Annotated in this window: 13 protein-coding genes; 6 read left to right on the top strand and 7 right to left on the bottom strand. The window is 71.8% G+C overall.

Annotation, left to right across the window (positions count from 1 at the left end; all coding sequences use genetic code 11):
• Positions 1 to 163 precede the first annotated feature (163 nt).
• Positions 164 to 1,195 carry a class II fructose-bisphosphatase gene (gene glpX / locus ACFWW8_RS03550; RefSeq protein ID WP_031144369.1) on the bottom strand — a complete coding sequence of 344 codons (1,032 nt, stop codon included), beginning with the start codon at positions 1,193 to 1,195 and terminating at the stop codon, positions 164 to 166.
• 237 nt (positions 1,196 to 1,432) lie between these two features.
• On the opposite strand from glpX, the gene ACFWW8_RS03545 reads away from it, so the two are divergent.
• The gene (locus ACFWW8_RS03545) at positions 1,433 to 1,963 is read left to right on the top strand and encodes a DUF4245 domain-containing protein (protein ID WP_386523038.1); all 531 of its coding nucleotides are present in this window, start codon (positions 1,433 to 1,435) and stop codon (positions 1,961 to 1,963) included.
• Between the two features lie 154 nt (positions 1,964 to 2,117).
• On the opposite strand, the gene ACFWW8_RS03540 is transcribed toward ACFWW8_RS03545, so the two are convergent.
• The 4 genes from ACFWW8_RS03540 to ACFWW8_RS03525 form a co-directional block, all read right to left on the bottom strand.
• Positions 2,118 to 2,711, bottom strand: a complete 594-nt coding sequence (locus ACFWW8_RS03540) for a malonic semialdehyde reductase (protein ID WP_386522967.1) — start codon at positions 2,709 to 2,711, stop codon at positions 2,118 to 2,120.
• Positions 2,712 to 2,816: 105 nt separating this feature from the next.
• Positions 2,817 to 3,035 (bottom strand): exodeoxyribonuclease VII small subunit, encoded by a 219-nt coding sequence (locus ACFWW8_RS03535; RefSeq protein WP_360867719.1) that lies wholly within the window; start codon positions 3,033 to 3,035, stop codon positions 2,817 to 2,819.
• Between the two features lie 54 nt (positions 3,036 to 3,089).
• On the bottom strand, positions 3,090 to 4,373 hold the full coding sequence (xseA, locus tag ACFWW8_RS03530) for an exodeoxyribonuclease VII large subunit (protein WP_386522963.1): 1,284 nt from the start codon (positions 4,371 to 4,373) through the stop codon (positions 3,090 to 3,092).
• A 76-nt stretch (positions 4,374 to 4,449) separates the two neighbouring features.
• Positions 4,450 to 5,859 (bottom strand): APC family permease, encoded by a 1,410-nt coding sequence (locus ACFWW8_RS03525; RefSeq protein WP_386522960.1) that lies wholly within the window; start codon positions 5,857 to 5,859, stop codon positions 4,450 to 4,452.
• Between the two features lie 86 nt (positions 5,860 to 5,945).
• Here ACFWW8_RS03525 and ACFWW8_RS03520 point away from each other — a divergent pair, with 86 nt between their 5' ends.
• The gene (locus tag ACFWW8_RS03520) at positions 5,946 to 6,950 is read left to right on the top strand and encodes a 4-hydroxy-3-methylbut-2-enyl diphosphate reductase (protein WP_386522957.1); all 1,005 of its coding nucleotides are present in this window, start codon (positions 5,946 to 5,948) and stop codon (positions 6,948 to 6,950) included.
• A gap of 21 nt (positions 6,951 to 6,971) precedes the next feature.
• On the top strand, positions 6,972 to 7,709 hold the full coding sequence (gene ppgK / locus ACFWW8_RS03515) for a polyphosphate--glucose phosphotransferase (RefSeq protein WP_386522954.1): 738 nt from the start codon (positions 6,972 to 6,974) through the stop codon (positions 7,707 to 7,709).
• A 55-nt stretch (positions 7,710 to 7,764) separates the two neighbouring features.
• Here ppgK and ACFWW8_RS03510 read toward each other — a convergent pair whose 3' ends face one another.
• Positions 7,765 to 8,205, bottom strand: a complete 441-nt coding sequence (locus ACFWW8_RS03510; protein ID WP_386522951.1) for a DUF6542 domain-containing protein — start codon at positions 8,203 to 8,205, stop codon at positions 7,765 to 7,767.
• 208 nt (positions 8,206 to 8,413) lie between these two features.
• Here ACFWW8_RS03510 and ychF point away from each other — a divergent pair, with 208 nt between their 5' ends.
• Positions 8,414 to 9,502 carry a redox-regulated ATPase YchF gene (gene ychF, locus ACFWW8_RS03505; protein ID WP_386523035.1) on the top strand — a complete coding sequence of 363 codons (1,089 nt, stop codon included), beginning with the start codon at positions 8,414 to 8,416 and terminating at the stop codon, positions 9,500 to 9,502.
• 113 nt (positions 9,503 to 9,615) lie between these two features.
• On the opposite strand, the gene ACFWW8_RS03500 is transcribed toward ychF, so the two are convergent.
• On the bottom strand, positions 9,616 to 10,197 hold the full coding sequence (locus ACFWW8_RS03500; protein ID WP_386522950.1) for a Uma2 family endonuclease: 582 nt from the start codon (positions 10,195 to 10,197) through the stop codon (positions 9,616 to 9,618).
• A 166-nt stretch (positions 10,198 to 10,363) separates the two neighbouring features.
• Between ACFWW8_RS03500 and ACFWW8_RS03495 the strand changes: the two genes are divergently transcribed.
• On the top strand, positions 10,364 to 10,816 hold the full coding sequence (locus tag ACFWW8_RS03495) for an NUDIX domain-containing protein (protein ID WP_386523032.1): 453 nt from the start codon (positions 10,364 to 10,366) through the stop codon (positions 10,814 to 10,816).
• 251 nt (positions 10,817 to 11,067) lie between these two features.
• Positions 11,068 to 12,400, top strand: a 1,333-nt coding sequence (locus ACFWW8_RS03490) for an alpha/beta hydrolase (RefSeq protein WP_386522947.1), incomplete at its 3' end; no start/stop codon positions are given.

Genomic DNA, 12,400 nt, shown 5'->3' with positions numbered 1-12,400 from the left:
CCTGACCCCCCCCCCCCCCCCCCCCCCGCCGCCCCCCCCCCCCCCCCCCCCCCCGCCGCCCCCCCCCCCCCCGCCCCCCCCCCCCCCCCCCCGGGGGGGGGGGCCCCCCCCCCCCCGGGGCCCCCCCCCCTCTCGCTGTCGCGTTCCGTTGCTTCCCGCGGGTCTACTGCGCCCGGTCGAAGTCGATCGCGCTGTACGCACGCAGCTTGGACAGCCGGTGCGTCGAGTCGATCTGCCGGATCGTGCCCGACTTCGAGCGCATGACCAGCGAGGACGTCGTCGCGGTCTCGGAGCGGTAGTGGACGCCGCGCAGCAGCTCGCCGTCCGTGATGCCGGTGGCGACGAAGAAGACGTTCTCGCCGGACACCAGGTCGTTCGTGTGCAGGACCCGGTCCAGGTCGTGGCCCGCGTCGATCGCCTTCTGGCGCTCGGCCTCGTCCTTGGGCCACAGCTTGCCCTGGATCGTGCCGCCGAGGCACTTTATGGCGCACGCCGAGATGATGCCCTCGGGGGTGCCGCCGATGCCGAGGAGCAGGTCCACGCCGGTGCCCTCGCGCACCGCCATGACCGAGCCCGCGACGTCGCCGTCCGAGATGAACTTGATGCGGGCGCCGGTCTCGCGGATCTCCTTGACGATGCCCTCGTGGCGCGGGCGGTCCAGGATGACCACGGTGACGTCCTCGACGGCCATGTTCTTGGCCTTCGCGACGCGCCGGATGTTGACGGAGGCGGGGGCGTTGATGTCGACGAAGTCGGCGGCCTCCGGTCCGGTGACCAGCTTCTCCATGTAGAAGACGGCCGACGGGTCGAACATGGTGCCGCGGTCGGCGGCGGCCAGGACGGCGATCGCGTTCGGCATGCCCTTGGCGTTCAGGGTGGTGCCGTCGATCGGGTCCACGGCGATGTCGACCTCGGCGCCGGTGCCGTCGCCGACCCGCTCGCCGTTGAAGAGCATGGGGGCTTCGTCCTTCTCCCCCTCGCCGATGACGACGACGCCGTTCATCGACACGGTGGAGATCAGGGTCCGCATGGCGTTGACCGCGGCGCCGTCCGCGCCGAGCTTGTCACCGCGGCCGACCCACCGGCCCGCGGCCATGGCGGCGGCCTCGGTGACCCGGACCAGTTCCAGGGCGAGGTTGCGGTCGGGAGCTTCGGGAGAGACTTCGAGCTGGGGCGGCAGGTTGTGCTCGGTCATCGGAGCGCACCTTTCTGTACGACGACGGCCGGGATGTGAGGGTGTCCGAACTCTATCGGTACGTCGACATATTGAGCAGGCCGGGGCACGTATGAGCGGGATATCGGTCAGCCGATTGGCCAGTGCGGACGTCTTGTGGCCCGCTCCCGCCCGCCGGGCCCCCCGGCGCGCGCCCGCTCGGGGCCACCCCGGCGGTGATCGCCGCCGGCCATGCGGGACGATGGTCCCGTGGCAGGTATGAAAGGCAAGCAGACGGTCTGGGACATGGTCCGGTCGCTGGGGGTGATCGGCCTCGTCGTGGCGGGGATCTATCTCTTCATCCCCCATGACGAGAAGGCCGATCCGACGCGCACGGTCGACTACCGGGTGGAGACGATCACGGCGCGCCGTGCGGCCCCGTACCCCTTGGCGGTCCCCGTCGGGCTCCCGGCGGAGTGGCGCGCGACCTCGGTGACGTACGAACGCAAGAACGCCGACGCCTGGCACCTGGGCTTCCTGGACCCGAAGCAGGAGTACGTGGCGCTGGAACAGTCCACCGACGTCTCCGTGAAGTACCTGGGCCGGGTCACCCAGCAGGCGAAGGCCACCGGGCAGACGCAGCAGGTCGGCGACGCGGCCTGGGAGCGCTGGGAGGGCGAGAAGTACGACGCCCTCGTCAAGCAGGACCAGGGCTTCGTCACGGTGGTGACCGGTACGGCCTCCTTCGAGCAGCTCGGCGCGATGGCGTCGGCCCTGGAGTTCAAGCAGGGCGCCGCGGCCGGCGGGTAGCGCCGGCAACCGCGGCGGCGCCCTGTGCGGGCGCCTGCCGCCGGGCCCGGCCGTCTCCGCGGCGACGGCGCGACGCGTACGCCGAAGAGGCCGCGCACCCCGGAATCCCGGGGTGCGCGGCCTCTTCGCGTACGGCGGCGGGCGCCGTCCGCACTCAGACGGTGGTGATGACCTGGTCGAACTCCAGGCGCGGGGAGCGCGGGAAACCGACGGCGTCCTCGCCCGGCTTGCCGATGTTGACGATCATCAGCGGGGTGTGGTCGGCGTCCAGGAACTCCTTCTGGATGCCGCCGAAGTCGGCGCCGGTCATCGGGCCGGCGGCCAGGCCGGCGGCGCGGACGCCGACGATGAAGTACGCGGCCTGCAGCGCGGCGTTCAGCAGCGCGGACTGCTCGCGGACCGGACGCTCGGCGAAGAAGAGGTCCTTGGCCTGCGGGAAGTGCGGGAGCAGGGTCGGGAGCTCCTCGTGGAACTCGTTGTCCGCGGAGAGGATCGCGACGAGCGGCGCGGCCGCGGTCTTGGCCTGGTTGCCCTCGGCGAGGTGCTTCACGAGACGCTCGCGGGCCTCGGGGGAGCGGACCAGGGTGATGCGCAGCGGGGTCTGGTTGAAGGCGGTGGGGCCGAACTTCACCAGGTCGTAGATCGCCTGGACCTGCTCCTCGGTGACCGGCTCGTCGGAGAACGAGTTGGCCGTGCGGGCCTCGCGGAACAGCAGGTCCTGCGCGGCGGGGTCGAGAACGAGAGACATCGGAAAGCCTTCTTCCATACGGAGGTGAAGCGGTGGAGCGATGTCCCCGACTTTACGGCGAAAGTAGGTGAACTTTCAACTAAACCGCTCCGGCGGTGACCGGGATCACTCCTCGCCGGCCGCCTCCCGCGCCGCGAGCGCCGAGTCCAGGCGGGCCCTGGCCCCCTCCAGCCAGTGCCGGCAGACCTTCGCGAGTTCCTCGCCGCGCTCCCAGAGCGCGAGCGAGTCCTCCAGCGAGGTGCCGCCCGCCTCCAGCTTGCGGACGACCTCGATGAGCTCGTCGCGGGCCTGCTCGTATCCCAATGCCGTCTCGGCCTCAGCCATTCCCGTTTCCACCCTAGGTTCGTTGTCCGACGCGTTCGTTGCGGCAGTGTGTCGTCATTCGGAAGCCGGTGCGGCGGCGGCGGGCGCCGCGGCCTCCGCGGCCTCTCCGGCCTCTCCGGCCCCGGCGACCGGGTCGTCGGCCCGTACGGAGAAGGAGCCCTCCGCCACCCGTGCGCGCAGCACCTCGCCCCCCGAGACCTCCTCCGGCGAGCGGACCACATGCCCGTCGGCCCGCTGGAGCACGGCGTAGCCGCGCTCCAGGGTCGCGGCCGGGGACAGCGCCACCACCCGGGCCAGAGTGTGCGAGAGCTCCGAGTCGGCGCGGTCCAGCAGGTGCCCGAGCGTGCGGCGGCTGCGGGCCAGCAGCGCGTCCACCTCGTCCTCCCGGGTCTCCACCATCCGCTGCGGGTGGACGAAGACCGGCCGGGCCAGGGCGTGCGCCAGCCCGCGCTCCTCCCGGTCGAGGAGCCCGCGCACCGCGCGCAGGCCCCGGTCCTGGAGCTGGCGCACGCGCTCCAGCTCCTCGCCCACGTCCGGGACCACCTTCTTCGCCGCGTCCGTGGGGGTCGAGGCCCGCAGGTCCGCGACCAGGTCGAGCAGCGGGGAGTCCGGCTCGTGGCCGATGGCGGAGACGACCGGGGTACGGGCCGCGGCGACCGCCCGTACGACCTCCTCGTCGGAGAAGGGCAGCAGGTCCTCCACGCTGCCGCCGCCGCGCGCCACGATGATCACGTCCACCCCGTCCAGGGCGTCGAGCTCCCGGACCGCCCGGATCACCTGGGGCACCGCGTGCACCCCCTGGACGGCCACGTTGCGCACCTCGAAGCGGACCGCCGGCCAGCGCCGCCGGGCGTTCTCCAGTACGTCGCGCTCCGCCGCCGACGCCCGCCCGACCACCAGCCCGATCAGCTGGGGCAGGAAGGGCAGCGGCTTCTTGCGGTCCAGGGCGAACAGCCCCTCCGCGGCGAGGGACCGCTTGAGCCGCTCCAGGCGGGCCAGCAGCTCGCCGATCCCGACGGGCCGTATCTCCGTCGCCCGCAGGGACAGCTGCCCGCGCGGGGCGTACCACTCCGGCTTGGCGAGGACGACGACCCGCGCGCCCTCCGAGACGGCGTCCGCGACCTCGTCGTAGACCTGGCGGAAGCAGGTCACGCTGACGGAGATGTCGTGCGAGGGGTCGCGCAGCGTCAGGAAGACCACCCCCGCTCCCGGCCGCCGCGAGAGCTGCGTGATCTGCCCCTCCACCCACACCTGGCCGAGCTTGTCGATCCAGCCCCCGATGAGCCGGGACACCTGGCCTACCGGCAGCGGCGCCTCGGCCGACGTATTCAGACCCATGCACGCAGGCTATCCGGCCCGGGTGACAGCGTCTCAGGGTCCGCCGGTGGTGTCGCCGCCCGTCCCGGGCCGCCGCCTACGCGCTCCCGGCCGCCGGGCCCGTCGCAGGGCCCTCGCCGGGACCCCCGTCCCCGCCGCCGCGCCGTCCGCGCTGCACGAGGAGTACGCCCAGACCGGCCGCCAGCCACACCGCCCCCACCAGCTGCGCCGTCCACGAGGCCTCCACGATCACCGTGACGGTCACCAACGCGCCCAGCACGGGGACCACCAGGTGCCTGAGCCAGTCCGGCGGGCCCTCCCGCCGCTGCACCACGAACCAGCCCACCACCGAGGCGTGCAGCAGGGTGAACGCGACCAGCGCACCGACGTCCACCACCGACACCAGGTGGTCCAGCCCGTCATCGCGCCGCGCCGCCCACACCGCGGCGACCAGGGTGACGGTGGCCGCCACCAGCAGCGCCGGGCGCGGGGTGCCGCCGTAGGTCCGCGCCAGCGCCTGCGGCAGTCGGCGTTCCCGGGCCATGGCGAACAGCAGCCGCCCCGCCGCCGCCTGCCCCGCCAGCGCCGCGAAGGCCGCCCCGATCGCCTTGCTGACCGCGACCAGGTCGTGCAGCCACGGACCGACCGCCGACTCCACCGTGTTGTAGAAGGCCGGCCCCTGTTCCACCGGCCGCGCCGCCAGCTCCGCCGCCGTCAGCGGCGACAGCAGCGCCGCCAGGTACGTCTGCGCGACGAACAGCACCCCCGTCAGGGCCAGGCAGAACAGCACCGCCCGCGCCACCTTCGCGCTGCCGCCCGTCACCTCCTCCGCGAACGAGGCGATCGCGTCGAAACCGAGGTACGACAGGACCGCGACCGACACTGCGCCGAGCACGGCCGCGAGCGAGAAGCCCAGTGAGCCGTCGCCCGTCAGAGGCGAGAGCCAGTCGCGCTGCGCCCCGCCCCGCGCCAGCGCGGTCACCGCGGCGACCAGGAAGACGAGCAGGACCACGATCTCCAGGGCCAGCACCGCGAAGCCCACCCGCGCGGCCGCCCGTACGCCCCACAGGTTCAGCAGCGTCGTCACCACCACGGCCAACGCCGTCCACACCCACCGCGACACCTCCGGGACCAGCGCGTTCATCGCGATCCCCGAGAACAGGTACGCGACCGCCGGGATCAGCAGGTAGTCGAGCATCGCCATCCACCCGGCGATCAGCCCCGGCCCCTCGCCCAGGCCCTTGCGGGCGTACGTGAAGACCGAGCCGGCCTGCGGTGCCACCCGCACCATCTGCGCGTAGCTGAACGCCGTGAACGCCATCGCGACCGTCGCGACGACGTAGACGAGCGCGACGGCACCGTGCGACGCGGCGTCCAGGGTGCCGAAGACGCCGACCGGCGCCATGGGGGCGATGAAGAGGAGTCCGTAGACGACGAGGTCCCGGAAGCCGAGGGTCCGCCGCAGCGCGGCGGGCGCCGCCTTACTGGAATCCGTCACGGACGCCATCCGTCCTCCGGGCGATAGGCGGGACACGCTTTCGACCAAGTTTCTGCCGAACGGGCGACGTCCGGCCTCTCAGGGACCCCCGTACGATGGACCACATGACTGCTCCCGCCCCTGCTCCCGCTTCCCGCCGCGTCCTGCTCGCCGCCCCCCGCGGTTACTGCGCGGGCGTGGACCGAGCCGTGATCGCCGTCGAGAAAGCCCTTGAGCAGTACGGCGCACCGGTCTACGTCCGCCACGAGATCGTCCACAACAAGTACGTGGTGCAGACCCTGGAGAAGAAGGGGGCCGTCTTCGTCGAGCGGACGGAGGAGGTGCCCGAGGGCTCCATCGTCATGTTCTCCGCCCACGGCGTGGCGCCGGTGGTGCACGAGGAGGCCGCCCGCGGCAAGCTCGCCACGATCGACGCGACGTGCCCGCTGGTCACGAAGGTGCACAAGGAAGCCATCCGGTACGCGAACGAGGACTTCGACATCCTCCTCATCGGCCACGAGGGCCACGAGGAGGTCATCGGCACCTCCGGCGAGGCCCCGGACCACATCACCATCGTGGACGGGCCCGAGGACGTCGCCAACGTCGAGGTGCGCGACGAGTCGAAGGTCGTCTGGCTGTCCCAGACCACGCTGTCGGTCGACGAGACGATGGAGACGGTCGACGCACTGAAGACGAAGTTCCCGCTCCTCGTCTCCCCGCCCAGCGACGACATCTGCTACGCCACGTCGAACCGGCAGGCGGCCGTCAAGGTCATGGGCGCCCACTCCGACCTGGTCATCGTCGTCGGCTCGAAGAACTCATCGAACTCGATCCGCCTCGTCGAGGTCGCGCTCGACGCGGGCGCGCGCGCCGCGTACCTCGTCGACTTCGCGAGCGAGATCGACGAGGCCTGGCTGGAGGGCGTCACCACGGTCGGTCTGACCTCGGGCGCCTCGGTGCCGGAGGTATTGGTCGAGGAAGTGCTGGATTACCTCGCGTCGCGCGGGTATGCGGACGTGGAGATCGTCAAGACCGCCGAGGAGTCGATCGTGTTCTCGCTGCCGAAGGAGCTCCGCCGCGACCTTCGTGCGGAAGCAGCCGAACTGGTCGCCGACAAGTAAGTCTTTTCGTACGGTATGTCCATGCAGATCATGGGTGTGGACATCGGCGGTTCCGGGATCAAGGGCGCCCCCGTGGACCTGGACCGGGGCGATCTGGCGCAGGAGCGCCACAAAGTACTGACACCGCAGCCGGCCACCCCCGACGGGGTGGCCGGCTGTGTCGCGGAGGTGGTCCGCGCGTTCTCCTGGACGGGCCCGGTCGGGGTCACCTTCCCGGGGGTCGTCACGGGCGGCGTCACCCGTACGGCGGCCAACGTCGACAGCGGCTGGGTCGGCGTCGACGCGGCGGACCTCCTGTCGCGCGAGCTGGGCGGCCTGCCGGTCACGGTCCTCAACGACGCGGACGCGGCGGGCGTCGCGGAGATGACGTACGGGGCCGGGCGCGGCCGGGGCGGCACGGTCATCCTGCTCACGCTGGGCACGGGCATCGGGAGCGCCCTGTTCACGGACGGGCGCCTCGTCCCGAACACGGAGCTGGGCCACCTGGAGCTGAAGGGACACGACGCGGAGAAGCGGGCGTCGGTGAAGGCGAAGGAGGACGGCGACCTCAGCTGGGAGCACTGGGCCCACCGCCTGCAGAAGTACCTGGAGCACGTGGAGATGCTGTTCTCCCCGGACCTGTTCATCCTCGGCGGCGGCGTCAGCCGCAAGCCGGAGAAGTTCCTCCCCCTGATCGAGGGCGTCCGGGCGGAGATCGTCCCGGCGAAGCTCCAGAACAATGCGGGCATCGTCGGCGCGGCGATGGCGGCGAAGCAGTGATCCCGGGGCCGCCGGGGCCGGAGCCGCCGGGCCTAGCCCTCTCCGGAGGAGACGGCTAGGCGGCGGGCCGGCGGGGCATCCGCCGCCTGCCGATCAGGACGGCCTTGCGCACGACGGCGATGAGCGCCGCCACCAGCGTCCCCGCGTACAGCCAGCCGGCGTGCAGGGACAGCGCGGACACCAGCCCCATCAGATGACCGCCGAAGCCGCCGGAGCCGCCCGCGACGGGCCACACTCCGGCGGCGAAGGCGATGGGCGCGGTGATCGGCGCGGTGATCAGGTCGGCGGGCCGCACCCAGAGGGCGGTGGCGGCCGCCACGGGCAGGAAGAGCAGCCCGTAGACGAAGAGCGAAGAGTCGAACAGCAGCCAGCAGAACCCCGCGACCAGCACCATGGCGGCGGTGGAGAAGAGCCCCCCGCCGAGCCCGGTCAGCCGGGGCCGGGGCAGCCGGCGCGCGAGCGCGAGCCGCGGCGCGCGGCCCTGGACGGGGGGCACGGCGGCAGGCGGCCGGCGGCGCTGGGCCGGAGGTCGCTGAGGGTGAGGGGCCGATCGCCTCCTGTATTGCTCCACGGCACCAAAGTAGGCGGGCGGGCCCCCGGATCGGGCCGCGGACACGCGTACATCCACCTCCGCTCATCGGAAAGTAAACTGCTCCATGGCCCGCACCCGGGCCGCCGCCCCTCCACTACGGGAAGTCGCCAACGTGTCGCTCACGATCGGAATCGTCGGCCTGCCGAATGTCGGCAAGTCGACCCTGTTCAACGCCCTGACCAAGAACGACGTGCTGGCGGCCAACTACCCGTTCGCCACGATCGAGCCGAACGTCGGCGTCGTTGGCGTCCCGGACAAGCGCCTGGCCGTCCTGGCCGGCATCTTCGGCTCGCAGAAGGTCATCCCCGCGACCGTCGACTTCGTCGACATCGCGGGCATCGTCCGCGGCGCCTCCGAGGGTGAGGGCCTGGGCAACAAGTTCCTCGCCAACATCCGCGAGTCGGACGCGATCTGCCAGGTCATCCGCGCCTTCGTGGACGAGAACGTCGTCCACGTCGACGGCAAGGTCTCGCCGAAGGACGACATCGAGACGATCAACACCGAGCTGATCCTCGCGGACCTCCAGTCCATCGAGAAGGCGGAGCCGCGCCTGGCGAAGGAGTCGCGCCTCCAGAAGGAGAAGGTCGCGGTCCTGGCAGCCGTCGTCGAGGCCAAGAAGATCCTCGAAGCGGGCGACACCCTCTTCTCGAAGGGCATCACGAAGGGCACGGAGCGGGGCGACCTCCTGCACGAGCTGCACCTGCTCACGACGAAGCCCTTCCTCTACGTGTTCAACGTGGACGAGGACGAGCTGACGGACGACGCCTTCAAGGCGGAGCAGAGCGCGCTGGTCGCCCCGGCGGAGGCGATCTTCCTGAACGCCAAGCTGGAGGCGGAGCTCGTCGAGCTGGAGGACGACGAGGCCCTCGAACTCCTCCAGTCGGTCGGCCAGGACGAGCCGGGCATGGCCACCCTGGGCCGCGTCGGCTTCGCCACCCTGGGCCTCCAGACGTACCTGACGGCGGGCCCGAAGGAGACCCGCGCCTGGACGATCAAGCAGGGCGCGACGGCCCCGGAGGCGGCGGGCGTCATCCACACGGACTTCCAGCGCGGCTTCATCAAGGCGGAGGTCATCTCCTTCGCCGACCTGGTCGAATGCGGCTCGGTCGCCGAGGCCCGCGCGAAGGGCAAGGCCCGCATGGAGGGCAAGGAGTACGTCATGCAGGACGGCGACGTGGTGGAGTTCCGCTTCAACGTCTGAGCGGATGACATGACACCACGCCACTGACGTGGGCACACCTGCAGTTCAGAAGGGGTCGGGCTCTGGTGAGTCCGACCCCTTCTGCATTCCCGTGCCGGCTCGGTGCCGGCTCCTCAGCTGTTCCGGGGCGGCGTGAGCCGGGCGAGGTCCAGGGTGACCTCGAAGGGGACCGGGCGCTGGAGCGTGCCCCGGAAGATCCCGGCGGGCGCGTAGGCGCCGGTGGGTTCGTCGAGCTCGTAGACGTGGACGACGGGTGCCCCGTCCTCGTCCTCGATGCACCAGTAGTGCGGGATGCCGGCCTCCGCGTACTTGCGGAGCTTCACGGTGCGATCGCGGTGGGCGGACTCGGGGGAGACCGCCTCCACGACGAGTTTCACGTCCCCCGGGGCGTACCACGTGCGGTCGGGGTCGTAGGGCAGGTCCGTCAGCAATAGGTCTGGCTCGGGGCGGTTGCGGGCATCGAGGCGGATCGTCATCTCGCGCTCAACCTCGAAGCCGGCCGGCGCCTGCGCCATGAGCGTGGTGGTCAGGGCTGTGACGAGGCGGCCATGCCAGGACCTCTGGGGCGACATCATGAAGACGAGGGCTCCATCGATCAGCTCGGTGTGGCGGGGTGCCTCGGGGAGGCGGTCGAGGTCCTCCGCGAACCAGCCTTCCGCGCGCGGCGGGCGCATCCAGTCGGGCAGTGCGGTCATGGCTTCACGGTAGCGGTTTGCGGCCGAGGCAGGGGTGAGGTCTGCGGGGGCCCGGGAGTGGGGAACATCGTCACCTGGGTCCGTCCGTGGGCGGCGGGTGAGGGGGGAGGTCGTCGTGCAGCAGGCGGGTGGGGGTGACGGGGCGATCGAGCCGGCGCTCGGGGCGATGACCGTGCTTGTCGCGGCCGTCATCGTGCACGACCGGGCGAAGCGGCGCGTCGTGCTCCTCCAGCGCGGGGAGCGCGCCAAGTTCGCCCGCGGCATGTGGGATCTGCCCGTCGGCAAGAGCGAGCCCGGGGAGCCGATCACCGTGACCGCGGTGCGCGAGCTGTACGAGGAGACCGGGCTCACGGTGGAGCCCGGGGCGCTCCAGGTCGCCCACATCGTCCACGGCGCTTGGGGAGTCGAGGCGCCGAACGGCTACGTCACCGTCGTCTTCGCCGCCCACGCCTGGTCCGGGGAGCCCGAGAACCGTGAGCCCGGGAAGCACGCCCGGGTCTGCTGGGCCGACGTGGACGACCTTCCCGAACCCTTCGTGCCCAGCACCGCCGGCGCCCTGCGCCGCTACCTGGGCGGCGGCGGAGTCGAGGTGACCCTGCGCGGCTGGCCCGCCGGGTGAGTGCGGGCAGAGGTTGCGGACCGGAGCCCCCGCCATCGTGAAGGGAGCAGGGGGGACGGGGTGCCCGTGCCGGGACATCGGGCCGCCCTTGTCGGGTGCCGTCGGGGAGAGGTCCGGGCCGTCGTCCGGCTTCAGGTCACGGCCATCTTTTTGCTTGGATTTGGAACTCCGCCGGGGATCCGCGCATCACAACCAAGGGATCCCCCGCCGTTCCTGCCCTCGGGCAGCCATGACCGTTCGGAGCGAAGTTCGTGCACGAGTACCCGCAGCGCCCGCGGCCGGACGGCCGGCCGTCGTACGAGGAGCATCCGCCCCAGGGACACCCCGCGGCCCAGGGGTACGCGCCGCCGTACGCGGATCGGTACCCGGGCCAGCCGGAGTACCCGGGCCGCCCGGAGTACCCGGGCCGCCCGGAGCAGTCCGCGCCGTCCGCCCACCCCTCCCACCCCGCCTACCCCGAGTTCCCCGATCACCCCGCGCCCGCGCCGTACCCCGAGCCCCCGGCGCCGCCGGAGCCCGGGCGCAGCAGGCGTTCCCGGCGCGCGATAGCCGTCGGCGCGGTGGTGGTCCTCGCGCTCCTGCTCGGCGGCGGGGGCTTCGCCGCCTGGAAGCTCGAATGGTTCTCCGGCAACGGCGAGACGGTGAGCTTCGGCAAGAACCCCCCGCCCCCCGCCGGGGAGAAGAAGGCCTCGGGCGCCCCGGCGCCCGCCGTGCCGTCCGGTGACCCGGACGTGCTCATGCCGTCCGGGCCGAAGTCCGACTTCAAGCAGACCGCGAAGCTCGACGACGGCACGATCATCGCCAAGACCCGGGTCGCGGGCGCCAAGTCGGGCTTCGAGGGCGACGTGTGGGTGTGGGCCCCCAAGGAGTACGACGACCCGAAGTACGCCAAGAGCGGCTTCCCGGTGCTGATCGCGCTCCCCGGCGGCAACGGCTTCCCGGCGAACTACTGGTCGGACCGCAGCCTCGGCCTCCAGAAGGCCATCAGCGACGGCGTCAAGGCCGGCACCAGCCTGCCGTTCGTCGTGATCATGCCGGTGCTCAACCCGGACAACAAGTACTACTACGACGGCGCCGACATCCCCGGCCAGGCCAAGATGGGCACCTGGATCGCCGAGGACGTCCCGGACTTCGCCAAGGCCAACTTCCGCACCTACAAGTCCCGCGACGGCTGGGCCTACATGGGCTCGTCCTCGGGCGCCTTCGTCGGCATAAAGACGGTCCTCCAGCACCCGGACAAGTTCAAGGCCGTGATCGCCAGCGGCGGCGAGATCGTTCCCGACTCCCCGCTCTGGAAGGGCCACCAGGCGGAGATGGACGCGAACAACCCCGAGAAGCTCGCCCAGAAGCTGATCGACGGAAAGGGTCCCGAGGTCCACATCAACTTCCAGGTCGGGACCAAGGAGAGCGGGAAGGACAAGATGCTCGCCTTCCAGCAGAAGTACGGCAAGGGGCCGGTCAAGACGACCATCCGCGACATCCAGAACGGCGAGCACAACGGCTGGCACTACGTCCGGGGCATGCGGGAGGGCTCCCTGGAGTGGATCAGCAAGGTGCTCAAGGCCCCCCGGCCCGCCCCCGCCC

It is taken from the genome of Streptomyces sp. NPDC058701, assembly GCF_042715295.1.
Lineage (GTDB): Bacteria > Actinomycetota > Actinomycetes > Streptomycetales > Streptomycetaceae > Streptomyces.
This window is presented reverse-complemented; position numbering and strand designations above follow the sequence as displayed.

What these genes read in the sequence shown, in the direction of transcription:
- ACFWW8_RS03495 (WP_386523032.1), top strand. Translation starts at nt 10,364, where the DNA reads ATGACCGTGCTTGTCGCGGCCGTCATCGTGCACGACCGGGCGAAGCGG.
- glpX (WP_031144369.1), bottom strand. Translation starts at nt 1,195, where the DNA reads ATGACCGAGCACAACCTGCCGCCCCAGCTCGAAGTCTCTCCCGAAGCT.
- ppgK (WP_386522954.1), top strand. Translation starts at nt 6,972, where the DNA reads ATGCAGATCATGGGTGTGGACATCGGCGGTTCCGGGATCAAGGGCGCC.
- ACFWW8_RS03520 (WP_386522957.1), top strand. Translation starts at nt 5,946, where the DNA reads ATGGACCACATGACTGCTCCCGCCCCTGCTCCCGCTTCCCGCCGCGTC.
- ACFWW8_RS03545 (WP_386523038.1), top strand. Translation starts at nt 1,433, where the DNA reads ATGAAAGGCAAGCAGACGGTCTGGGACATGGTCCGGTCGCTGGGGGTG.
- xseA (WP_386522963.1), bottom strand. Translation starts at nt 4,373, where the DNA reads ATGGGTCTGAATACGTCGGCCGAGGCGCCGCTGCCGGTAGGCCAGGTG.
- ACFWW8_RS03500 (WP_386522950.1), bottom strand. Translation starts at nt 10,197, where the DNA reads ATGACCGCACTGCCCGACTGGATGCGCCCGCCGCGCGCGGAAGGCTGG.
- ACFWW8_RS03535 (WP_360867719.1), bottom strand. Translation starts at nt 3,035, where the DNA reads ATGGCTGAGGCCGAGACGGCATTGGGATACGAGCAGGCCCGCGACGAG.
- ACFWW8_RS03525 (WP_386522960.1), bottom strand. Translation starts at nt 5,859, where the DNA reads ATGGCGTCCGTGACGGATTCCAGTAAGGCGGCGCCCGCCGCGCTGCGG.
- ACFWW8_RS03540 (WP_386522967.1), bottom strand. Translation starts at nt 2,711, where the DNA reads ATGTCTCTCGTTCTCGACCCCGCCGCGCAGGACCTGCTGTTCCGCGAG.